Annotated in this window: 23 protein-coding genes; 14 read left to right on the top strand and 9 right to left on the bottom strand. The window is 74.5% G+C overall.

Annotation, left to right across the window (positions count from 1 at the left end; genetic code table 11):
- Position 1: 1 nt before the first annotated feature.
- The 4 genes from ACFVS0_RS08825 (at position 2) to ACFVS0_RS08810 (ending at position 2,966) form a co-directional block, all read left to right on the top strand.
- The gene (locus ACFVS0_RS08825; protein WP_430552251.1) at positions 2-547 is read left to right on the top strand and encodes a hypothetical protein; all 546 of its coding nucleotides are present in this window, start codon (positions 2-4) and stop codon (positions 545-547) included.
- Between the two features lie 195 nt (positions 548-742).
- Complete coding sequence (gene hisH, locus ACFVS0_RS08820; protein WP_430586301.1) at positions 743-1,384, top strand: imidazole glycerol phosphate synthase subunit HisH; 642 nt, start codon at positions 743-745, stop codon at positions 1,382-1,384.
- A 62-nt stretch (positions 1,385-1,446) separates the two neighbouring features.
- Entirely contained in the window at positions 1,447-2,178 is a 732-nt protein-coding gene (priA, locus tag ACFVS0_RS08815) for a bifunctional 1-(5-phosphoribosyl)-5-((5-phosphoribosylamino)methylideneamino)imidazole-4-carboxamide isomerase/phosphoribosylanthranilate isomerase PriA (protein ID WP_429762153.1), read from the top strand.
- Positions 2,175-2,966 carry an SseB family protein gene (locus ACFVS0_RS08810; protein WP_430587747.1) on the top strand — a complete coding sequence of 264 codons (792 nt, stop codon included), beginning with the start codon at positions 2,175-2,177 and terminating at the stop codon, positions 2,964-2,966. Before priA ends, ACFVS0_RS08810 begins: the two co-directional genes overlap by 4 nt.
- A gap of 32 nt (positions 2,967-2,998) precedes the next feature.
- On the opposite strand, the gene ACFVS0_RS08805 is transcribed toward ACFVS0_RS08810, so the two are convergent.
- From ACFVS0_RS08805 to ACFVS0_RS08785, 5 genes are all read right to left on the bottom strand, one after another.
- Positions 2,999-3,805, bottom strand: coding sequence for a S1C family serine protease (locus tag ACFVS0_RS08805; RefSeq protein ID WP_430587746.1), 807 nt, complete (start codon positions 3,803-3,805; stop codon positions 2,999-3,001).
- Positions 3,802-4,287 carry a hypothetical protein gene (locus tag ACFVS0_RS08800; protein ID WP_430552247.1) on the bottom strand — a complete coding sequence of 162 codons (486 nt, stop codon included), beginning with the start codon at positions 4,285-4,287 and terminating at the stop codon, positions 3,802-3,804. Before ACFVS0_RS08800 ends, ACFVS0_RS08805 begins: the two co-directional genes overlap by 4 nt.
- 97 nt (positions 4,288-4,384) lie before the next feature.
- The gene (locus ACFVS0_RS08795; protein ID WP_430587745.1) at positions 4,385-4,792 is read right to left on the bottom strand and encodes a DUF1844 domain-containing protein; all 408 of its coding nucleotides are present in this window, start codon (positions 4,790-4,792) and stop codon (positions 4,385-4,387) included.
- A 123-nt stretch (positions 4,793-4,915) separates the two neighbouring features.
- Complete coding sequence (locus ACFVS0_RS08790) at positions 4,916-6,433, bottom strand: catalase (protein WP_430564201.1); 1,518 nt, start codon at positions 6,431-6,433, stop codon at positions 4,916-4,918.
- 32 nt (positions 6,434-6,465) lie between these two features.
- Positions 6,466-6,933, bottom strand: a complete 468-nt coding sequence (locus ACFVS0_RS08785) for a Fur family transcriptional regulator (protein WP_430552244.1) — start codon at positions 6,931-6,933, stop codon at positions 6,466-6,468.
- A 315-nt stretch (positions 6,934-7,248) separates the two neighbouring features.
- Here ACFVS0_RS08785 and infC point away from each other — a divergent pair, with 315 nt between their 5' ends.
- The 4 genes from infC to ACFVS0_RS08765 all read left to right on the top strand — a co-directional run bounded on the left by infC (position 7,249) and on the right by ACFVS0_RS08765 (position 9,944).
- Positions 7,249-8,247: a translation initiation factor IF-3 gene (gene infC / locus ACFVS0_RS08780; RefSeq protein ID WP_430552303.1), complete on the top strand. Its 999-nt coding sequence runs from the start codon at positions 7,249-7,251 to the stop codon at positions 8,245-8,247.
- 104 nt (positions 8,248-8,351) lie between these two features.
- On the top strand, positions 8,352-8,546 hold the full coding sequence (gene rpmI / locus ACFVS0_RS08775) for a 50S ribosomal protein L35 (protein ID WP_079576291.1): 195 nt from the start codon (positions 8,352-8,354) through the stop codon (positions 8,544-8,546).
- An 85-nt stretch (positions 8,547-8,631) separates the two neighbouring features.
- Positions 8,632-9,015 (top strand): 50S ribosomal protein L20, encoded by a 384-nt coding sequence (gene rplT, locus ACFVS0_RS08770; RefSeq protein WP_430552243.1) that lies wholly within the window; start codon positions 8,632-8,634, stop codon positions 9,013-9,015.
- Positions 9,016-9,068: 53 nt separating this feature from the next.
- Positions 9,069-9,944: a TrmH family RNA methyltransferase gene (locus ACFVS0_RS08765; RefSeq protein ID WP_430587744.1), complete on the top strand. Its 876-nt coding sequence runs from the start codon at positions 9,069-9,071 to the stop codon at positions 9,942-9,944.
- A gap of 199 nt (positions 9,945-10,143) precedes the next feature.
- Here the strand turns inward: ACFVS0_RS08765 and ACFVS0_RS08760 are convergent, their stop codons facing one another.
- Positions 10,144-10,497, bottom strand: coding sequence for a nuclear transport factor 2 family protein (locus ACFVS0_RS08760; protein ID WP_430587743.1), 354 nt, complete (start codon positions 10,495-10,497; stop codon positions 10,144-10,146).
- Positions 10,498-10,611: 114 nt separating this feature from the next.
- On the opposite strand from ACFVS0_RS08760, the gene ACFVS0_RS08755 reads away from it, so the two are divergent.
- Entirely contained in the window at positions 10,612-11,394 is a 783-nt protein-coding gene (locus tag ACFVS0_RS08755) for a helix-turn-helix domain-containing protein (RefSeq protein WP_430587742.1), read from the top strand.
- 83 nt (positions 11,395-11,477) lie between these two features.
- Here the strand turns inward: ACFVS0_RS08755 and ACFVS0_RS08750 are convergent, their stop codons facing one another.
- On the bottom strand, positions 11,478-12,149 hold the full coding sequence (locus tag ACFVS0_RS08750) for an SRPBCC family protein (RefSeq protein WP_430587741.1): 672 nt from the start codon (positions 12,147-12,149) through the stop codon (positions 11,478-11,480).
- A 34-nt stretch (positions 12,150-12,183) separates the two neighbouring features.
- Between ACFVS0_RS08750 and ACFVS0_RS08745 the strand changes: the two genes are divergently transcribed.
- Complete coding sequence (locus ACFVS0_RS08745) at positions 12,184-12,846, top strand: 2'-5' RNA ligase family protein (RefSeq protein ID WP_430587740.1); 663 nt, start codon at positions 12,184-12,186, stop codon at positions 12,844-12,846.
- Here ACFVS0_RS08745 and ACFVS0_RS08740 read toward each other — a convergent pair.
- Entirely contained in the window at positions 12,843-14,339 is a 1,497-nt protein-coding gene (locus ACFVS0_RS08740; protein ID WP_430587739.1) for an FGGY-family carbohydrate kinase, read from the bottom strand. The genes ACFVS0_RS08745 and ACFVS0_RS08740 overlap by 4 nt on opposite strands.
- Positions 14,336-15,349 (bottom strand): sugar-binding transcriptional regulator, encoded by a 1,014-nt coding sequence (locus ACFVS0_RS08735; RefSeq protein ID WP_430564208.1) that lies wholly within the window; start codon positions 15,347-15,349, stop codon positions 14,336-14,338. The genes ACFVS0_RS08740 and ACFVS0_RS08735 overlap by 4 nt, the downstream gene beginning before the upstream one ends.
- 155 nt (positions 15,350-15,504) lie before the next feature.
- On the opposite strand from ACFVS0_RS08735, the gene ACFVS0_RS08730 reads away from it, so the two are divergent.
- From ACFVS0_RS08730 to ACFVS0_RS08715, 4 genes are all read left to right on the top strand, one after another.
- Entirely contained in the window at positions 15,505-16,620 is a 1,116-nt protein-coding gene (locus ACFVS0_RS08730; RefSeq protein ID WP_430587738.1) for a zinc-binding dehydrogenase, read from the top strand.
- 42 nt (positions 16,621-16,662) lie between these two features.
- The gene (locus tag ACFVS0_RS08725) at positions 16,663-18,012 is read left to right on the top strand and encodes an MFS transporter (protein WP_430586284.1); all 1,350 of its coding nucleotides are present in this window, start codon (positions 16,663-16,665) and stop codon (positions 18,010-18,012) included.
- A 69-nt stretch (positions 18,013-18,081) separates the two neighbouring features.
- Positions 18,082-19,797, top strand: a complete 1,716-nt coding sequence (locus ACFVS0_RS08720) for a dihydroxyacetone kinase family protein (RefSeq protein ID WP_430586285.1) — start codon at positions 18,082-18,084, stop codon at positions 19,795-19,797.
- 63 nt (positions 19,798-19,860) lie between these two features.
- Positions 19,861-20,352, top strand: a complete 492-nt coding sequence (locus ACFVS0_RS08715; RefSeq protein ID WP_430587737.1) for a ribose-5-phosphate isomerase — start codon at positions 19,861-19,863, stop codon at positions 20,350-20,352.
- The last annotated feature ends 77 nt before the right edge of the window (positions 20,353-20,429 follow it).

Below are 20,429 nucleotides of genomic sequence, written 5' to 3'. Positions count from 1 at the left end.
CATGACCACCGATCCCGACCGCCAGCCCGACCCGCAGCCGGACCTGCCCGACGACCTGCCCGAGGGCTTCGAGGTCCCCGACGACCTGTCGGGTCTCGACGGCACCCGCAAGGACCCCGACCTGGCGGTCCTCATCACACAGATCGCCGGCGCGGAGCCCTTGGCGGCCGCCTGCTCGCTCGCGGAGCTCGACGTCGACGCCGTGCCCACGCCCGTGGGCGCCGTCGCCGTGCTGCGCGACACGAGCGACGATGCCCCCGACCACGCCGCCGCGGCGATCTCGAAGCTCGTGGCGGGCGTCCCGCTGGTGCTCGTGACCCGCTGGGGCGAGCAGCTCACCTGCGTGCGCTACGCCGACGGCGAGGCGCAGGGCGAGCTGCCCCCGGGCCTGGTGCTGGGAGGCGCGCCGGAGGCGCTCGAGGACCTCGTCACCGGCCAGCTCACGGTGGCCGACCTGCCGGGCGTCGTGCCGTCGACGAGCATCGGCCGCTTCAAGGCGATGCGGATGCTCACGGGCGCCGCGCGCAAGGCCCGCAAGAAGCAGTAGGGGAGACGCATGCCGGACACGCCCAGCGACTCGACCAGCGACTCGACCAGCGACTCGACAGGCACGGTCGACCGGGACAGGATCACCGCGGCGCAGGAGGCGGCGGGGATCACGCCGTTGCTGCCGCACGGCGGCGCCGCGGCCGACCTCAACCCCGCGCCGGCGCCCGCGCGCCCGGACGGACGCTCCCACGTCGTGGTGCTCGACTACGGCTTCGGCAACGTCCGCTCGGCCGTGCGCGCGCTCGAGCGGGTCGGTGCCGACGTGGAGCTCACCGCCGACCTGGCGCGGGCCGCCGAGGCCGACGGCCTCGTCGTGCCGGGCGTCGGCGCGTTCGCCGCCTGCATGGCCGGCCTGCGCGCCGTACGGGGCGACCAGGTGATCGACCGGCGCCTCGCGGGCGGTCGCCCGGTGCTGGGCATCTGCGTCGGCATGCAGGTCATGTTCGACGCCGGCGTGGAGCACGGCGAGCGCGCCGAGGGCCTGGGCGAGTGGCCCGGCGTCGTCGAGCGGCTCGACGCCCCGGTCGTGCCCCACATGGGCTGGTCGCCCGTGGAGGCTCCCGAGGGCTCCCGCCTCTTCGCGGGGGTCGAGCACGAGCGGTTCTACTTCGTGCACTCGTACGCGGCGCAGCAGTTCACGCAGGGGCACGACGGCGACGCGGACCCGCGCTACACGCCGCCGCTGGTCACCTGGGCGCGGCACGGGGCGCCGGGCGCGGAGTCCCGGTTCGTCGCCGCCGTCGAGAGCGGTCCGCTGGCCGCCACGCAGTTCCACCCCGAGAAGTCCGGCGACGCCGGCGCGACCCTGCTCGAGAACTGGGTCCGCTCGCTCTGAGCGCCGTCGACCCGATCACCCCCGCACCCGAACCTGCCGTTCCAGAAGCTGGAGACACCCTGATGACCGACCGCCTCGTGCTGCTGCCCGCCGTCGACGTCGCCGACGGCCAGGCCGTCCGCCTCGTGCAGGGGGAGGCCGGCTCGGAGACGTCCTACGGCGACCCGCTGGCCGCCGCCCGCGACTGGCAGGCGGGCGGCGCCGAGTGGATCCACCTCGTGGACCTCGACGCGGCGTTCGGTCGCGGCTCGAACGCCGACCTCCTCGCGCAGGTCGTCGCGGAGCTCGACGTCCAGGTCGAGCTGTCCGGCGGCATCCGCGACGACGCCTCGCTCGAGCGCGCGCTCGCCACGGGAGCCCGGCGCGTCAACATCGGCACCGCCGCCCTGGAGGACCCGGAGTGGACCGCCCGCGTCATCGCCGAGCACGGGGACGCCGTCGCCGTGGGCCTCGACGTGCGCGGCACGACGCTCGCCGCCCGCGGCTGGACCCAGGAGGGCGGCGACCTGTGGGAGGTGCTCGCCCGCCTGGACGACGCCGGCTGCTCCCGGTACGTCGTCACCGACGTGACCAAGGACGGCACGCTGCGCGGCCCGAACGTCGACCTGCTGCGCGAGGTCGCCTCGCGCACGCCGGCCAAGGTGGTCGCGTCCGGCGGCATCTCCTCGCTCGCGGACCTCGAGGCGCTGCGCGCCCTGGTGCCGGACGGCGTCGAGGGCGCCGTGGTGGGCAAGGCCCTGTACGCCGGGGCGTTCACGCTGCCCGAGGCGCTCGACGTGGCGGGCCGGCCGTGACGGCCGGGGACGGCCGGGCCCTGCCGGGCCACCTGAAGTCCATCCAGCCGACGTCGCAGTTCGCGGGCGACGACGGCTCGGCCGACCCGGAGCTCGCCGCGCTGCTGGTCGCGCACGCCGCGGGCACGGGGTCGCTGGAGGACGTCGTGCGGCGCCTCGCCGTGACCCGTGTGCTGGTCCCCGTGCTCGCCGAGCTGGCCGTCGCCGACGTCGTCGAGCACGAGGGGCCCGCGGGCACGCAGGAGCTGCACGTCGACAAGGAGGCCGCGGCCGGCGTGGTGGCGATCGAGGCGCCCGACGGTCGCCGCGCGCTCCCCGTCTTCACGTCGGTCGGCGCGATGACGGCCTGGCGGCCCGACGCCCGTCCCGTCCCGGTCGAGGCGGCCCGCGCGGCCCTCTCGGCGGTGAGCGAGGACTGGTCGCTGCTGGTCGTGGACCCGGCCGGGCCGGCCACCGCCCTCGTGCCCCGGCCTGCGGTCTGGGCGCTCGCCCAGGGCGAGGAGTGGCGCCCGGCGCTGGTCCCCGCGGGCCCGGACGGCGCCCTCGAGGTGGACCCGGAGGTCGCCGCCGCGGTCGCGGACGCCGCGGCGCCGGTGCAGCACGTGGTGCGCGCGCACGCCGAGCGCGGACGCCGCGCGGAGGTCGCCGTCGTCCTGGCCCTGGACCCGGGGCTGGACCGGCCGGGGCTGGACCGCGTGCTCGCGCAGGTGAACGCCCGTCTCGGCGCCTCGACGGTGATCTCCGGCCGCGTGGACTCGCTCGAGCTGCGGGTGGGCGCGGCGCGCTGACCCGGCGTGCCGACCCGGCGTCGCCGGGCCTCCTAGCCGGTGGGCGTCGCGGACGGGCTGCCGGACGGCTGTGCGCACGGCGGCAGCGCCCGGAAGCCGTCGGCGTCGTCGAGCAGCCGTTCGAGGGTGGAGAGCGGCACCAGCAGCGAGCGGCCGTCGGAGGTCTTCGCGTACACGACGCCGATCACCCGTCCCCGCGTGTCGAGGGCGGCCGACCCCGACGAGCCCGGCTCGACGGGGGCGTCGGTGAGCAGCACCTCGCCCAGGTTCTCGTGCAGCGGGTCGGTCGTCGGCCCGATGACCTCGCCGGCGGTGATCGTCAGCTCGCCGCCCTCGGGATAGCCGACCACGGTGACGGCGTCGCCGGGCCGCGGGTCGGCCTCCGCGAGCGTCGGGTAGCTGGGCAGCGGGTCCGCGGTGCGCACGAGGGCGAGGTCGGCCAGGGATGCGCTGCCCGCGGCGGAGACCTCCAGGTCGCGCCCGTCGTAGGTGCTGACCTCCAGGGACTCCGAGTCCGCCACGACGTGGCGGTTGGTGACGAGGGTGTGCGCGTCGACGGCGAAGCCGGACCCGGTCGACAGGCCGTCGCAGCCGACGTTCCGGATCCGCACGGCCATGCGCTGCACGGCGTCGAAGCCGTCGGGGGACAGGCCCTCCGCGTCGTCGGGGGAGAGCGACGCCGGGGCGGACGGCGCGACGCGCGTCGGGACGACGTCGTCCGGGACCGCGGGCGGGAGCGCGGGGAGCACCCCGCAGCCGGCGAGCGTCGCGGCGAGGAGGAGGGCCGGCGCCGGGCGCAGGCCGCGCGCGCGGCCTGGCCGGGTACCTGGTCGGGTCACTGCTCGAGCTCCTGCTCGAGCTGGTCGTTCGCCTCGGAGGCCTGCCGGCACAGCGTCTCGACGTCGGAGGCGAACCGGTCGAGGTCCTTCGCGTCGTAGGAGCCGCGGTCCTCGAGGTACGTGATGAGCTGCGACTGGGCGTCGACGCAGTCGCCGAGCGCCGTGGTCACGACGCCCGCCGCCTCGCTCACGCGCCGCTGGTAGTCGAGGTACTGCTGCGAGGCGACGTTCTCGTCCCCGAGCTGGGCCTTCTCGTTGGCGAGGTCGGTGATGCGGGCCGTGGCGGTCGCGAGCTGCTCGCGGGCCGCGACCAGCTCGGCGTCGGTGGCGTCGAGCTCTGCGTCGAGGGACGCCACCCGGTCGGCGTACCCCCGCGCCTCGTCCTCCCAGGCCGCGCTGTGCGCCTGCCAGCGCGTGGTGGTCACCCACAGGTACGCGCCGATGCCGAGCGCCCCGGCGAGCAGCACGGCCAGGACCGCCACGACCGGGCGGCGGTCGCGGCGACGAACGGGTGCGCCGCTCCCCGCAGGGGGTGGCGAACGGTCCGGGGGCGGCGGCCAGGCGGACGGGGCGGACATCTCAGACGACGGAGCCCGTGAACTTCTCGCCGGGGCCCTCGCCGGGCGCGTCCGGCACGACCGACGCCTCGCGGAACGCGAGCTGCAGGGACCGCAGGCCGTCGCGCAGCGAGCGGGCGTGCTGGTTGCCGATGTCGGGGGCGCTCGTCACGACGAGCGCGGCGAGCGCCGTGATCAGCTTCCGCGCCTCGTCGAGGTCCAGGTGCCCCTGGGCGTCGGCGTCCTCCGCGAGGCCGCACTTCACGGCGGCGGCGCTCATGAGGTGCACGGCCGCGGCGGTGATGACCTCGACCGCGGCGACGTCGGCGATGTCACGGGTGGCGTCGTCGGCCGCGGCGTCGGCGGTGGAGGGGGTCGCGGGGGTCGCGTTCGCGGAGTCGGTGGAGATGGCGTCGGGCGAGGTGCTCATGGGGTCCATCTTCGCATCGGGCGGGACCGTGACGGCCCGCGGGGGACGGCCGAGGCCGGGCCCCCGCGGGGACCCGGCCTCGGTGAGCGGCGACGGCGGACGCGCGTCGCCGTGCCTGTCGCGTCAGATGCCGACGGGCTCGACGTCCGGGCCCGAGCCGGCGGCGGCCGGCGACGGCACGTGCCCGGCCGACACCTCGGCGCGGAGCTTGGCGCCGAGCTCGGCGTCGACGTTCGTCCAGTACTGGAAGAACCGCTCGCGGATCTCGTCGATCGTGATGGCGAGGCCCTGGCCGGTGAGGGTCTCGAGGAACCGCGCCTTGGCGCCGTCGTCGAAGACCTCGCGGTACAGGGTGCCGGCCTGGCCGAAGTCGTCGTCCTCGGCGTGCAGGGTCTGCGCGGAGCGCAGCAGCGCGCCGTCCGACTCCCACGCCGCCTCGACGCCGAGCAGCGGGTCGGCCACGGGGCCGCCGGCCTCGCCGAACGAGTTCGGCGTGTACACGCGGTGCTCGGCGCCGTTGAAGTGGTACTGCATGTTGCCCTGGTGCATGTAGTTCGCGACCGGGGCGGCGTGCGGCTGGTTGACCGGCAGCTGGTTGAAGTTCGTGCCGATGCGGTGGCGCTGGGCGTCCGGGTAGGAGAACACGCGGGCCATGAGCATCTTGTCCGGCGAGATGCCGGTGCCCGGCACCTGGTTGCCCGGCGAGAACGCGGCCTGCTCGATCTCGGCGAAGAAGTTCTGCGGGTTCCGGTTCAGCGTGAACGTCCCGACCTTGATGCGCGGGTAGTCCTTCTTCGACCAGGTCTTCGTCATGTCGAACGGGTTGAAGCGGTACGTCTTCGCGTCCTCGTACGGCATGACCTGCACGTAGACGTCCCACGAGGGGAACTCGCCGCGGTCGATGGCCTCGTACAGGTCGCGGCGGTAGTAGTCGGCGTCCTCGCCGGCGATGCGCTCGGCGTCCTCCGCCGACATGTGCTCCACGCCCTGGTTCGACAGGAAGTGGTACTGCACCCAGAAGCGCTCGCCCTCGGCGTTGACCCACTGGTAGGTGTGCGAGCCGTAGCCGTTGAGGTGCCGCCACGACTTCGACAGGCCGCGGTCGCCCATGACGTAGGTGACCTGGTGGGCCGACTCGGGGGAGAGGGTCCAGAAGTCCCACTGCATGTCGGCGTCGCGCAGGCCCGAGGCGCCGAGGCGCTTCTGCGAGTGGATGAAGTCCGGGAACTTCATCGCGTCGCGCAGGAAGAACGTGGGGGTGTTGTTCCCGACGATGTCGAGGTTGCCCTCGGTGGTGTAGAAGCGCAGGGAGAAGCCACGCACGTCGCGCCAGGTGTCGGGGGAGCCCTGCTCGCCCGCGACGGAGGAGAAGCGCAGCAGCGTCTCGCTCGTCGCGCCCTTCTGGAAGACCGCGGCGCGGGTGTACTGCGACACGTCCTCGGTGATCACGAGCTCGCCGAAGGCGCCACCGCCCTTGGCGTGCGGGTTGCGCTCGGGCACGCGCTCCCGGTTGAAGGAGGCGAGCTTCTCGACCAGGTAGCGGTCGTGCAGGACGGTGGGCCCGTCCGCGCCCACGGTCAGCGAGTGCGCGTCGCTCGCGACCGGGGTGCCGGTCTGCGTCGTCGTGAACGGCGTCGTCATGAGATGACGTCCTTTCTCAGGGGGGTTCCGGTTCAGAAGGTCGTGCCGTGGCCGGCCGCCGGGACGGGGTCGGCGGCCGAGCGTCCGGCACAGTCGGGGCACAGGCCCCAGAAGGTGACCTCGGCGAGGTCGACGGCGAACCCGTGGGACGCGCTGGGCGTCAGGCAGGGTGCGTGACCCACGGTGCAGTCGACGTCGGCGACGGCGCCGCACGAGCGGCACACCACGTGGTGGTGGTTGTCGCCGGTGCGGCGCTCGTAGCGCGCGGGGTGCCCGGCCGGCTCCATCCGGCGCAGGAGGCCGGACGAGGTGAGCGCGTGCAGGCAGTCGTAGACGGCCTGCACGGACACCGAGCCGAGGTCGGCCCGCACCGCGCGCACGACGTCGTCCGCGGTGGCGTGCGGGTGCTCGGAGAGCGCGCGCAGGACGGCGAGCCGGGAACCGGTGACGCGCAGGCCCCGCTCCCTCAGCAACGTCTCGTCCGTCCTCGCCGTGGTCATGGCCGCGACCCTGCCACACTTTCTGGAACGATTCCAGTAAAGGTCGTGGCAGGGTCGGCCGAGACGCTCGCCACACCGGCCGGACGGGCGGCGATCCCGTGCTAGCCTTGACAGCTGACCGACCTGGGTCCGTCCGTACGCCGCTCCGCGGAGCGTCTGCAGGGCTCAGGTGCATCAAGTGGATCTCATCCCACCCGAGCACCGACCGAGCGCCCCCGGCGCCGACAGGAGCCGGGTCCCGGTCGGACGTCCCTCGTGGACGTCCGCCTCGGTCGTCGGAGCGTTCGCGCCCCGGCGTCGGTAGATGGCCTCCACCTGTGCTCAGGTCGGGGGCCTTTCCCGTCCCTGGCGGTCTACCGACGAGTTCCTAGGAGCATCACCATCAGCGAGCCTCGCATCAACGATCGGATCCGCGTCCCCGAGGTCCGACTCATCGGCCCGGGCGGGGAGCAGGTCGGCGTGGTCGCCACGGGAGTCGCCCTGAAGCTTGCCCAGGACGCCGACCTCGACCTCGTCGAGGTGGCCCCGGACGCCCGTCCGCCCGTCGCCAAGCTCATGGACTACGGCAAGTTCAAGTACGAGTCGGACATGAAGGCGCGCGAGGCGCGGCGCAACCAGGCGAACACGGTCCTCAAGGAGATCCGGTTCCGCCTGAAGATCGACCCGCACGACTACGGCACCAAGAAGGGCCACGTCGTGCGCTTCCTGGAGGCCGGCGACAAGGTCAAGGTCATGATCATGTTCCGTGGTCGTGAGCAGTCCCGCCCCGAGATGGGCGTGCGCCTGCTGCAGCGCCTCGCGGAGGAGGTGTCGGACCTCGGCTTCGTCGAGTCGATGCCGAAGCAGGACGGCCGCAACATGACCATGGTGCTCGGCCCGGTGAAGAAGAAGGCCGACGCCAAGGTCGAGCAGCGCAAGCGGTCCAGCGAGATCAACGCGCAGCGCAAGACCAAGTCCGAGGTCAAGGCCGAGGCCCGCGCCCAGGCTGCGCCCTCGCAGCCGACGCCGGAGCCCGAGCCGACGGAGCCCGAGCCGACGCAGCCCGAGGTCGAGGTGCAGGAGGCGCCGGCCCCCGAGGCCGTGCAGCCGACCCCTGCACCGGTCGCCGAGGAGAAGCCCGCCGCTGCTCCGGCGAAGGCCGCCGCTCCGGCCAAGCCGGCCGCCGCTCCGGCCAAGCCGGCCGCTGCTCCGGCCAGGCCGGCCGCCGCGCCGAAGCCGGCCGCCGCGACGCCGAAGCCCGCGACGCCGAAGCCGAGCACCCCTCGGCCGGCCGCGCCGCGGCCGCCGAAGCCGAGCCCCCGCGCAGGGCGCTGAGGCCGAACACACACGACCATCTGGCACCGGGCCGCTCGCCGGCCCCGGTCCGCACCACGTCCCCGCCGGCCGGCGGGTGACCGACACGAGGAGAGACGGCAGTCATGCCGAAGAACAAGACGCACTCCGGCGCCAAGAAGCGTTTCCGGGTCACCGGCAGCGGCAAGATCATGCGTGAGCAGACGAACGCTCGCCACTACCTCGAGCACAAGTCCAGCCGCCGCACGCGTCGTCTGGCCCAGGACCAGGTGGTCTCGGCCGCCGACGTCAAGACCATCAAGAAGCTGCTCGGCAAGTGAGCCCTCGGCGGCCACCCGCTCCCGGTGACACCGAGGAGCACGGCCGCCGGGTCCACTTCCGACCCGACACTGCAAGGAGCATCACGTGGCACGCGTGAAGCGGGCGGTCAACGCCCACAAGAAGCGCCGTACGACCCTCGAGCGCGCCAGCGGCTACCGCGGCCAGCGTTCGCGTCTGTACCGGAAGGCGAAGGAGCAGGTCACCCACTCCCTCGTCTACTCGTACCGCGACCGCAAGGCGAAGAAGGGCGACTTCCGCAAGCTGTGGATCCAGCGCATCAACGCTGCGTCCCGCGCGCAGGGGCTGACCTACAACCGCCTCATCCAGGGCCTCAAGGCCGCTGAGGTCGAGGTCGACCGTCGCATGCTCGCCGAGCTCGCGGTCAACGACGTGGCGGCGTTCAACGCGCTCGTCCAGGTCGCCAAGGACGCGCTGCCGGCCGACGTCAACGCGCCGAAGGCCGCCTGAGCCACCGCTCAGCACCCGGACGCCCGGACACCCCCGACCTGTCGATGCCGCGCATGATCTCAGGCATCCCCGACGTGACGCTCGCGAACCCGCGGGCGGACCGGGTCAAGCAGGTCAGGGCGCTGTCCGGGCGTCCTGCGCGTTCCCGGCACGCGCAGTTCCTCGTCGAGGGCCCTCAGGGCGTGCGCGAGGCGGTCCGCCACGCGGCCCACGACGTCCGGGACGTCTATCTGACACCCGCCGCGGCCGAGCGCTACGACGAGATCCTGCGCGACGCCCTCGACGCCGGCCTGCACCTGCACGTCGGGACGCCCGAGGTGCTGGAGGCGATGAGCCCCGACGCCCAGGGTGTCCTGGCGGTCGTGCGGGCACGGTCGTACGGACTCGACGAGGCGGTGGCGTCGTTGGCCGAGGCGCGGGCCGCCGAGGGGCGCCCGCTGCTCGTCTCCGTGCTGGCCGCCGTGCGCGACCCGGGGAACGCGGGCACCGTGATCCGCGCGTCCGACGCCGCCGGCGCCGACCTGGTGGTCCTCGCGGGCCACAGCGTCGACCCGCACAACCCGAAGGTGGTGCGGTCCACGGCCGGCTCGCTGTTCCACCTCCCGGTCGTCACCGGGGCGTCGCTGGCCGAGGCCGTCGCCGTCCTCCGGTCCGCCGGCTGTGTCGTCCTCGCCGCCGACGGCGCGGGGACCCACGACCTGGACGACCTGCTCGACGTCGCGGGCGCGGCCTCGCGAGAGCCCGACCAGCCCGACCTCTCCGGCTCGACGGCATGGGTCTTCGGCAACGAGGCCTGGGGTCTGCCCGAGGCCGACCGTGCCCTCGCCGACGCGGTCGTGCGCGTGCCGATCCGCGGCCAGGCCGAGTCGCTCAACCTCGCGACCGCCGCGACCGTCTGCCTGTACGCCAGCGGGCGCGCCCAGCGCTAGGACGCGTCTCCTCGACGCGCGTCGAGGCGCGCGGCAGACCGACCAGGCGACGTCTTCCCGGTACCGCGTGTCCGGTCCTCGACCTCGTGCTGAGGACGCTGCCGGAGGCCGCCGCGCCAGGTTCTTGACGTGGTTCTTGACGCGGCGGCCTCCGGTCACAGGGTTCGTCGGACGTCGTGGGCGTCGGTCGAGCGAGGCGTCAGGCAGGAACCCTGTCGAGGAAGCCGCGAACGTCGCGGATGCGCTGGTCCGCGTCGACCACGAGGACGTCGAAGCCGATCACGACCGGCTCCTCGCCGGCCGGTCCGAGGCCCCACTGGAAGCGGACCTGCTGATGGTGGGCGTCGATGTCGCCCACGGGGGTGAAGACGAAGCCGGGGAACTGAGCCTGGACAGCCTGAATGGTCGTCTCGACCGCTTCGCGGCCCTGCGCCTCGGCGAGCGGGTCGACGTAGGCGCAGTCCTCGGCCCAGTGGCGGGTGAGGAGCTCGGCGCGGGCCGACGTGTCGGTGGCGTTCCAGGTGTCGAGGTAGCGGGTCACGATCTCGTTCATGGCGTCTTCCCTTCTCGATGACGTTGCACCCGAAGACTCGCCGCTCGTCGACCGTCCGGTCGATGACCTCTGAGGTCATGGTCGCCTTTGACAGGTGCTGCCTACGCTCCTCCCATGACCTCGACGGTGATGGCTCCATCGGTCGGCAACGAACTGCGCCGTTGGCGTGAGCTGCGATCCTTGAGCCAGCTCGCGCTCGCCACCCAGGCGGAGGTGAGCACCCGGCACGTGAGCTTCGTCGAGACCGGAAGATCCCGGCCGACCCCGGAGATGATCCTCCGGCTGGCCGAGGTGATGCGGGTACCCCTGGGCGAGCAGAACCGCCTCCTGCTCGCGGGGGGCTTCGCTCCCCGTTACGCGCACCGTGCCACCGACGACGAGGCGCTCGCGCCGGTGATGGCCGGGTTGCGCACCTTGTTGGACGCCCACGCGCCGTACCCGGCGTTGCTCCTCGACGACCGTTGGGACGTGGTCGACGCCAACCGGCCCGTCGACGCGCTGGTCGCCGGCTGCGACCCGAGGCTGCTCGAGCCTCCGCTCAACGTGATCCGGCTCTGCCTGCACCCGCGAGGACTCGCACCGCGCATCCGCAACCTGCCCACCTGGCGAGAGCACCTGCTTCACCAGCTCCAGCAGCGCATCGCCCGCACCGGCGGCGACCACGACCTGGTCGCGCTCCGGGAGGACGTCGTCGACTACCCCTGCGACGGTGAGCCCCCCACCCGACCATCGGCCGACCCTGTCGTCCCGCTGGAGATCGAGGCGGGTGGGGAGGTGCTCCGGATGTTCAGCGTGGCCAGCCAGATCGAGAGCGCCTCCGACGTCACCCTCGACGGTCTGCACCTCGAGACCTTCCTGCCTGCCGACGACCACACGCGCCGGCTGCTGAACCCCTGACGTGCGCCCGAGAGGCCGTGGCGGGTCCGTCCACGTCGGCCGTCGAAGGTGGTCTCGAACGCGTCGCGGGCCGTGACAGCGAGTCACCGAACGTGCGACGCGCCTGAGCCCCGCCGGTCCGCTCGCCCCTCGGCGCGGTCCCGGATGCCGCGCAGCATCGCGGCCGACATCACCCAGCTCGCCACCTGCGTGGCCTCGACGACGAGCCGCCCCGCGACGCCGTGCGACCGGTACCGCTCCCGCACGAGCAGCCGCGTCCCGGCGGACCGTCCGGGCCACGGGCGCAGCACGAACGCCCACGAGAAGTCGAAGGGCGGCGCGCCGTCGGGACCGCCCTCGTCGCCCAGCAGGACCAGGTGGCGCCGCGGCTCCAGCGCGGCCACGCGGAGCCCGAAGCCCTCGGCGAGGTGCACCCGGTCGCCCGGGCCGAGGCGCTGCCACTCGGGCACCACGCGGTCCGCGGAGCGGATGTCCAGGCCCATCAGGCGCTCGATCCGGTCGTAGGAGTAGAACCCGCCGCGGCCGTAGCCGAGCTGCAGCAGCCAGGGCCACACGGCGGCGGCGGGCGTACGGATGCCGACGGCGCGGGTCGCGACCACGTCGGCCGACGGCACGAGGTCGTCCCCGGGCAGCGGCTGGTCGGCCTCCAGGGCGGCCGTGCCCCAGGTCTGGGTCATGCGCCGGGTCAGGAGCGCGGCGCCGACGCCGGCGACGGCCAGGGTCGTGCCGGCGAGCGCGCGGCGGGTCGTGGGCATGCCCCCAGCCTGCCGCGGGGCCTAGCATCGCGCCATGCGCCTGTTCACGGCCGTGTACCCGTCCGCCGAGGCCCTCGCCCACCTGGAGCTCGCCCTCGCCGGCGTGGGCGGCGCGTCCGTCGCGGACCCGGGCCGCGGGCTGCGCTGGGTGCCGCCCGAGCAGCGTCACGTCACGCTGGTCTTCCACGGCGAGGTGCCGGACGGGGCCGTGCCGGACTACGTGGACGCGTTGGGCGACGCGCTGGCCGACGTGCCGCCGTTCGAGCTGGCCCTGAGCGGCGGCGGCACCTTCGGCGGCCGCACGCTCTGGGTGGGTGTGGCCGGGTCGGTCGACGACCTGAGGCGCGCCGGCGAGCTCGCGCAGGACGCCGCCGTCGGCGCGTCGGGCCTGCCCGCCGCGGACCGCACGTCGGGACGGCCGCACCTCACGGTCGCGCGGGCGTCCGCTCGTGCGACCGTTCCTGCCGCGGCGGGCCGGCGGCGGGTGGACTCCGCACGCGGAGGCACGCGGGGGCCGCGCGGGCGGGAGGCCGACGCGTCGCCGCTGGTGCCGTGGGCGCGGGCGCTCGCCGTGTACCGGGGGCCGTCGTGGCGGGTGGACGCCGTGCACGTCGTCGCGTCCCGGCTCGGGGAGGGGCGGTCGGGCGGGCCGCTGCACGAGGCCGTCGCCGAGGTCCCGCTGGCCGGCGCCGCCTAGGGCGCGTCGGCCGCGCCGGGCGAGGCGTGCTGGACGTCCGCCAGGCGGTGCACGGTGTCCCGCGTCGTGCGGTACAGCTCCCGGTAGCCGTCGTAGAGGATGTCGTAGCGCGCCGCCCGGGCAGGGTCCGGCTCGATCCGGGTCGTCAGGGGGTTCCACCGCGCGATGTCGACCTCCGCCACGGCGGACGCGGCGAGGTAGGCCGCGCCGAGGCACGCGCCCGACGACCCGTCGGCGAGGACCTGGGGGAGCCCGGTGACGTCGGAGACGATCTGCGGCCACAGGGCGCCCTGCGACCCCCCTCCGACGGCCACCCCGCGCAGCGCCGGCGCTCCGGCGCCGCGCAGGAGCTCGAGGTTCTGGCGGACGCCGAAGGCGGTCGCCTCGAGCGCCGCGCGGTACACGTCCCCCCGGGAGTGCTCGAGCGTGAGCCCGGCGATGACGCCGCGGGCGTCCGGGTCGTGCAGCGGGGTCCGTTCGCCGGCGAAGTACGGGAGCATGAGGAGGCCGCGGCTGCCCGCCGGGGAGCGCTCGGCCTCCGCGACCAGCTCGCCGAACCCGGGGCCGCCGAACAGCCCGCGCAGCCAGCCGGTGACCGCCCCGCTGGTGGCGGTGCCGGCCGTGAGGTCGTACGTCCCGGGCCGGACACCGACCGCCGACCAGAGGTCGCGGTGGTGCAGCAGGCGGTGGCCCGACGCGATCATGAAGAGCGTGCTGCCGTACATGAGGGCGACGTCGTCCGGGGCCGTGGGGACGCTGGCAGCCTCCGCCCAGGCGTCGATCGTCCCGAGCACGACGGGGGTGCCCTCGGGCAGGCCGGTCCGCCGCGCGGCGTCGGCCGTGACCTTCCCGGCCACGTCACCGGGCAGCCCGAGCGCGGGCAGGGTGACCTGGCCGCGCAGCCGGTCGGCCCAGCGCTCGTGCCAGGTGCCGGCGCGCAGGTCGTAGAGCGGCGCGGCCTGGCTGGCCGACGTGTGGTCGAGGCGGTAGGCGCCCGTGAGCCTCCAGACGAGCCAGGACGACGGCATGAACAGGCGGCGGGCGCGGGCCCAGACCTCCGGCTCGTGCTCGGCGACCCACGCGAGCTTGGGCCCCACGGCCTGGCTGGAGAGCCGGGAGCCGGTGGCCCGCTCGACGGCCTCGGCCCCGAGCTCTGCCTCCAGCCGGTCGATCTGCGCGGACGCGCGCGTGTCGACGCCGTAGAGGATGGCGGGGCGCAGGGGCGTGCCCGCCGCGTCCGTGAGGACGGCGCAGGGGCCGACGCCGCTGGTGCCCACCGCGACGACGGGGACGTCGCACCGGCGGCGCAGCCGCGCCGTGAGCTCCGCGAGCTCGTCCCACCAGACCTCCGGGTCCATCTCGACGTGCCCGGGACGAGGGCGGTCGGGCTCGTGCTCGATCGTGGCGCGCGCCAGCACACGACCGTCGAGGTCGACGAGCACCGCCTTCGCGCTCGAGGTCCCGATGTCGACGCCGAGGACGGCCCCGGTCATGGGCGGCGCGCCGCCGGCCGGTCGAGCGCCTCGAGCAGGGCGCGCGCCGTCGGCGCGTCGGTCACGAGGGAGCGCACGAGTCCGGCCCGCACGGCGCCGACGATGCTGGGCACCTTCTCGACGCCCACGGCGACGCCGACGCACCGGTCGAGCCCCTGGAGCAGCTCGCGGGGGGTGCGCACCATCCGGTCGCTGCCGGGGAACTCGATCGCGGCGCCGGCGGCGTCGAAGAAGTTCATGCACACGTCCCCGATGGCGTCGCGGAACGTCGACGCGTCCGCAGGGATCGAGCGGGAGATCGAGTTCCGGGTGGCGGTCGGCGCGCCGATGCCGACCACGGCGGCGCGGGCGGACCGCCAGAGGCCGATCACGTGCCGGAAGGTCGGGTCCTCGTCGAGCGAGCGGCGCATCGGGACCGTGGGCAGCACCTCGGTGAACAGGAACGCCGGGAAGGCGCCCGTGCTCTCGGCGGCAAGGCGGGCGATCTCGTTGGTCTGGTACCAGGCGACGGGCTCGCTGAGGCCGCCGACGGTCGGGACGACCTGCACGCCGGTCATCTTGGGCAGCGGCTCGCGCACGACCTCGTAGACGGTCCGCCCGGACGAGAGCAGCAGCACGTCGCCGGGCTCCAGACCCATGTCCTCGATCTCCGCGCCGACGGCGGGGGCGAGGTCGGGGCCGAGCCGGCTGGGATGGACGGGCGGCACGACGCGGGCGCCGTCCAGGCCGAGGGCCTCGCGGAGGCGCGCGGCGAGCACGCCGCGCTCGTCGGAGCGGGGGTCCACGACCTCGATGCGCACCAGGCCGAGCCGGCGCGCCTCGGTCACGAGCCGGCTGACGGTGGGGCGCGAGACGTCCAGGCGCTCCGCGATGGCGGCCTGCGTCTCGTTGTCGACGTAGTACATCCGCGCCGCCTGGTACGCCAGGTCGGCGGCGGTCACCTCGTGCTCGCTCCGGTGCTCGCTCAGGTGGTCCGTCCGGTCAGGCCTCGCGTCGTCGCGCTCGCTCACGGTGCTCCCAGGGTCTCGGGACGTCGTCGGACGACGGTGATTCTTCCCCTTCCGCGCGCCCGGCGCTCCTCTCCTGAACAAGTGTGCGTGACAAATGTTCACGGAGTGGCTACGGTGGCCGCGTCCGGAACCCAGAGCCAACGGAGGCCAGACCCGTGCCCCTCGTCACGAACGCCGAGACCGCCCTTCCCGAGACCATGCGCGCCGTGGTCGTCCACGGTCCCGAGGACTACCGACTCGAGACCCTCCCCGTGCCCGTCCCCGGGCCGGGGGAGCTCCTGCTGCGCGTCGACGCCGTCGGCGTCTGCGCCAGCGACCTGAAGTGCTACCACGGCGCCGCGAAGTTCTGGGGCGACGAGCACCGCCCGGCCTGGGCGCAGAAGGGCGTGACGCCCGGCCACGAGTTCGCCGGCACCGTCGTCGCGGCCGGCGACCAGGGCGCGCTCGACAAGCGCGAGGCCGCGCTCGGCGACCGGCTCGCCTGCGAGCAGATCGTGCCCTGCTGGGAGTGCCGGTACTGCCTGCGCGGCGCGTACTGGATGTGCGGCCCGCACGACATGTTCGGCTTCAAGGGCTTCAACGGGGCCATGGCCGAGTACGTGCTGGTGCCGGAGCGGGCCCTGACGCACCAGGTCGACCCCTCGATCGCGCCGCAGCACGCCGCGTTCGCCGAGCCGCTGTCCTGCTCGATGCACGCCGTCGAGCGCGGCGGGATCCAGCTGGACGACGTCGTCGTGGTGGCCGGCGCGGGCCCGATCGGCCTCGGCGCCATCGCCGGCGCCCGCCAGAAGAACCCGTACCTCGTCGTCGCGCTCGACATGAGCGACGCCAAGCTCGAGCTGGCGAGCAAGGTCGGCGCCGACGTGACGATCAACATCACGACCGAGGACGCCGTCGCGCGGGTCAAGGAGCTCACCGGCGGCTACGGGGCCGACGTCTACATCGAGGCCACCGGCCACCCGTCGGCCGTCGCGCAGGGCCTCGACCTGCTGCGCAAGCTCGGCACCTTCGTCGAGTACTCGGTCTTCAAGGACGACGTGACCGTGGACTGGTCGATCCTCTCGGACGACAAGGAGCTCGACGTGCTGGGCGCGCACCTCGGCCCGCACTGCTGGCGCCCCGCCATCAAGCTCATCGAGTCCGGCACCCTCCCGCTCGAGGAGGTGTGCACGCACCAGTTCCCGCTCGAGCGCTTCCAGGACGCCCTCGACCTGGTCGGCGACTCGGCGGGCGGCTCGGTCAAGGTGTCGATCGTCCCGTCGCTGTCCTGACCTCGCCCCACCGCCACGGATCCGACCGTTCGAAGGAGAACCATGTCTGAGACCACGACGCGCGACGACGCGCCGTCGCCGGCCACCGAGTCCCGGCTGGAGCGGATGGGTATCCCCCGCTCCGTCGCGTGGGGCTATCTGGGCGTCCTGCTGTTCATGACCGGGGTCGGCGTCGACTCCAACTTCATCACCCCGCACCTCGTCGAGGCGCTCGGCAGCCCCGAGGCGACCGTCGCCACGATCATCACGGCGTACAGCCTCACCGTGCTCGTGGGCAGCTATCTGTCCGGGGCGCTCGCGGACCTCCTCGGGCCGCGCAAGGTGATGCTGCTCGGGTTCGGCGTCTGGGTCGTCTTCCAGGCCCTGTTCCTCGTCGCCCTGGACAGCGGCAGCTTCTGGGCGGTCGCGCTGACCTACGCGATCCGGGGCTTCGGCTACCCGCTGTTCGCGTTCGGCTTCCTGGTCTGGGTGAACGTCGCCACGCGCCCCGAGCGCAACGGCTCCGCCGTCGGCTGGTTCTACGTCGCGTTCACCGGCGGGCTGCCCACCCTCGGCTCGCTCTTCGCCATCGGCGCCATCCCGACGTTCGGCGGCGGGTTCGCCGGCGAGGCCGGTGCGATGTGGGCGTCGCTGCTCCCGGTGACGCTCGGCTTCCTCGTCGCGTGGTTCGGCGTGCGCGACCCGCGCGGGTCGCGCCGGATCGCGCCCGCCGGCGACTCGGCCTCGACGGTCATGCTCTCCGGCCTGTCGCTGACGGTGCGCAGCCCCAAGGTGCTCATGGGCTTCCTCGTGCGCCTCATCAACACCGCGCCCCAGTACGGCATGTTCATCGTGCTTCCCGCCGTGATCGCCGACGAGCGCGGCTGGGGCCAGGCCCGGTGGCTGACGATGACCGTGCTCGTGTACGCGACCAACATCCTCGTCAACGCCCTCTTCGGGTGGATCGGCGACCGCATCGGCTGGCAGCGCACGGTGAAGTGGTTCGGCGTGTTCGGGTCGTCGCTCGGCCTGCTCGCCTGGTGGTACGTGCCGCAGCTCGTGCCCTACGGCTCCGACTGGGGCTTCTGGGTCGCGACCGCCGCCGGGTGCGTCTTCGGCTGCCTGCTCGCCGGGTTCGTCCCGATGGGCGCGATCATGCCGGCGCTCGCCCCCGAGCGGAAGGGCGCCGCGATGGCCATGTACACGACCGCCGCGGGCGGGGCCGCCTTCCTGGGCTCGGCCGTCGTCGCGCTGGGCTTCGCCGTCGGCCTCGGCGGCCAGGGCATCGTCTGGATGTTCGTGGCCCTCTACGCCGCGGCCTTCGTCATGGTCGGCCGCCTCACCGTCGACCAGCCGGGGCACACGCCGGCCGGCCGGTCGACCAGGCGGCCCGCCGCCGAGGCGGTCCGCTGACGGCGGGCCCCGCCGGCTTCCCGCTCCGCACGCCTCCGCACGACACCCGAACGAACGAAGGACGCTCCCATGACGAGGATCTTCGACGACCCGGAGGAGTTCGCCGACGACCAGCTCGCCGGATTCCTCGACCTCTACGCCGACCGCTTGCGCGGCGTGCCCGGCGGCGTCGTGACGCTGCCGGACGGCGAGCCGCAGGTCGCCGTCGTGATCGGCGGCGGCTCGGGCCACTACCCGGCCTTCTGCGGCACGGTGGGGTCCGGCCTGGCGCACGGCGCCGTGGTCGGCAACATCTTCACCTCGCCGTCCGCGGCCCAGGCGTACTCCGTCGCGAAGGCGGCCGACCAGGGGCGCGGGGTGGTGCTCAGCTTCGGCAACTACGCCGGCGACATCATGAACTTCGGCATCGCCGCCGAGCGGCTGCGCAAGGAGGGCATCGACGCGCGGGTCGTCGTCGTGACCGATGACGTCGCGTCCGCCGAGGACCCCGAGCAGCGCCGCGGCATCGCGGGCGACTTCTCCGTCTTCAAGGCGATGGGCGCCGCGGCCGCGGCGGGCCTCGACCTCGACGAGGTGGAGCGGGTCGGCCGCGCGTCGAACGCCGCGACCCGCACGCTCGGCGTGGCGTTCTCCGGCTGCACGATGCCGGGCGCCGAAGCCCCCCTCTTCCAGGTGCCCGCCGGGCACCTGGGGCTCGGCCTCGGCATCCACGGCGAGCCGGGCATCGAGGACGTCCCCCTGCTGCCGGCGGAGAAGCTCGCCGGCCTCCTCGTGGAGCGCCTCCTCGCCGCGGCGCCGGACTCGTCGTCGACGCGCCTCGCGCCGGTGCTCAACGGCCTCGGCACCACGAAGTACGAGGAGCTCTTCCTCCTGTGGCGGCACGTGGCCCGGCTGCTGCGCGAGCGGGGCTTCACCCTGGTGGAGCCGGAGGTCGGCGAGCTCGTCACGAGCCTCGACATGGGCGGCGTGTCCCTCACCCTCCAGTGGCTGGACGACGAGCTGGAGCGGTGCTGGACGGCCGACGCCTACACCCCGGCGTACCGCAAGCAGCGTGCGCCCCTCGAGCGGCTCGACGCCTCGGGGCGCGGGGGTGCCGCCGAGGGCGTGGCCCAGGACGAGGCCGTGCCGCCGGCGAGCGACGCCTCCCGGGCGCTCGCGGGCGCCGTCCGCGACGGGCTGCGCGCCCTGCACGCGGTCGTCGCCGAGCACGAGGAGGAGCTCGGCCGCATCGACGCGGTCGCCGGCGACGGCGACCACGGCCGAGGCATGCTCAAGGGCGCCACCGCGGCCCTGCGCAGCGCCGAGCAGGCGCCGCCCGAGGCCGGTGCCGCCTGGCTGCTCGGCCGCGCGGGGCGGGCGTGGGCCGAGCAGGCCGGCGGCACCTCCGGCGTGCTCTGGGGCGCCGCGCTGGAGGCGTTCGGCGGGTCGCTCGGGGACGACGGGGACGCGTACGACCCCCCGAAGGTCGCCGACGCGATCGACGCGTTCGCCGAGTCCGTGCAGGACCTCGGCCGCGCGCAGGCGGGGGACAAGACCCTGCTCGACGCACTGCTGCCGTTCGCCGCGTCGTTCCGTGAGCAGGCGGGGGCCGGCGCCCCGACGAGGGACGCCTGGGCGGCGGCTGCCGACGCGGCGACCGAGGGTGCCCGCGCCACCGCGGACCTGCGCCCGCGCGTCGGGCGGGCTCGGCCGCTCGCGGAGAAGTCCCTCGGCACCCCGGACGCCGGCGCGACCTCGTTCGCGCTCGTCGTCACCCGCGTGGGCGAGGTCCTCGCCCGCGACTGAACAGACCCATCAGCACCTGGCGGCGCCCGCAGCACCGGCGCGGCAGGAGAAGGAGACACCGGCATGACAGCAACGGACGACAGCGCGACCGAGGCGGGCACGGGGCTGCGCCTCGTGGTCGGGTCCGACGACGCGGGCTTCGACCTCAAGTCCCTCCTCGCGGGGGACCTCGCCGACGACCCCCGCGTCGCGACGGTGACGGACGTCGGCGTGGGTGCCGACGGGCACACGGCGTACCCGCACGTCGCGGTCGAGGCGGCCCGGCTCGTCGCGGCCGGCGAGGCCGACCGGGCGCTCCTGGTCTGCGGCACGGGGTTGGGCGTCGCGATCGCGGCGAACAAGGTGCCCGGCGTCCGCGCGGTGACGGCGCACGACTCGTACTCGGTCGAGCGCTCCGTGCTCAGCAACGACGCGCAGGTGCTCTGCCTGGGGCAGCGGGTCGTCGGCCCGGAGCTCGCCCGCCGGCTCGTGCGCGAGTGGCTGGGCTACGCGTTCGACCCCGCCGGCGCGTCGGCGGCGAAGGTCGAGGCGATCTGTGGTTACGAGGTCGCCTGAGACGTGACGAGACCGGCGTGGGGGGGGGCCCCCTTTCCCCCCCGGGGGGTGGGCACCCCCCCCCCCCCCCCCCCCCC

This window comes from Isoptericola sp. NPDC058082, assembly GCF_042885055.1.
In the GTDB taxonomy this organism is placed as follows: domain Bacteria; phylum Actinomycetota; class Actinomycetes; order Actinomycetales; family Cellulomonadaceae; genus Isoptericola.
Note: the sequence above shows the minus strand (reverse complement) of the source record. Positions and strands in the feature narration are given on the sequence as shown.

Excerpts from the sequence above, each read along its gene's own strand:
- ACFVS0_RS08825 (WP_430552251.1), top strand. The coding sequence starts at position 2 with ATGACCACCGATCCCGACCGCCAGCCCGACCCGCAGCCGGACCTGCCC.
- priA (WP_429762153.1), top strand. The coding sequence starts at position 1,447 with ATGACCGACCGCCTCGTGCTGCTGCCCGCCGTCGACGTCGCCGACGGC.
- ACFVS0_RS08795 (WP_430587745.1), bottom strand. The coding sequence starts at position 4,792 with ATGAGCACCTCGCCCGACGCCATCTCCACCGACTCCGCGAACGCGACC.
- ACFVS0_RS08790 (WP_430564201.1), bottom strand. The coding sequence starts at position 6,433 with ATGACGACGCCGTTCACGACGACGCAGACCGGCACCCCGGTCGCGAGC.
- ACFVS0_RS08785 (WP_430552244.1), bottom strand. The coding sequence starts at position 6,933 with ATGACCACGGCGAGGACGGACGAGACGTTGCTGAGGGAGCGGGGCCTG.
- rpmI (WP_079576291.1), top strand. The coding sequence starts at position 8,352 with ATGCCGAAGAACAAGACGCACTCCGGCGCCAAGAAGCGTTTCCGGGTC.
- ACFVS0_RS08765 (WP_430587744.1), top strand. The coding sequence starts at position 9,069 with ATGATCTCAGGCATCCCCGACGTGACGCTCGCGAACCCGCGGGCGGAC.
- ACFVS0_RS08760 (WP_430587743.1), bottom strand. The coding sequence starts at position 10,497 with ATGAACGAGATCGTGACCCGCTACCTCGACACCTGGAACGCCACCGAC.
- ACFVS0_RS08755 (WP_430587742.1), top strand. The coding sequence starts at position 10,612 with ATGACCTCGACGGTGATGGCTCCATCGGTCGGCAACGAACTGCGCCGT.
- ACFVS0_RS08750 (WP_430587741.1), bottom strand. The coding sequence starts at position 12,149 with ATGCCCACGACCCGCCGCGCGCTCGCCGGCACGACCCTGGCCGTCGCC.
- ACFVS0_RS08745 (WP_430587740.1), top strand. The coding sequence starts at position 12,184 with ATGCGCCTGTTCACGGCCGTGTACCCGTCCGCCGAGGCCCTCGCCCAC.
- ACFVS0_RS08740 (WP_430587739.1), bottom strand. The coding sequence starts at position 14,339 with ATGACCGGGGCCGTCCTCGGCGTCGACATCGGGACCTCGAGCGCGAAG.
- ACFVS0_RS08725 (WP_430586284.1), top strand. The coding sequence starts at position 16,663 with ATGTCTGAGACCACGACGCGCGACGACGCGCCGTCGCCGGCCACCGAG.
- ACFVS0_RS08720 (WP_430586285.1), top strand. The coding sequence starts at position 18,082 with ATGACGAGGATCTTCGACGACCCGGAGGAGTTCGCCGACGACCAGCTC.
- ACFVS0_RS08715 (WP_430587737.1), top strand. The coding sequence starts at position 19,861 with ATGACAGCAACGGACGACAGCGCGACCGAGGCGGGCACGGGGCTGCGC.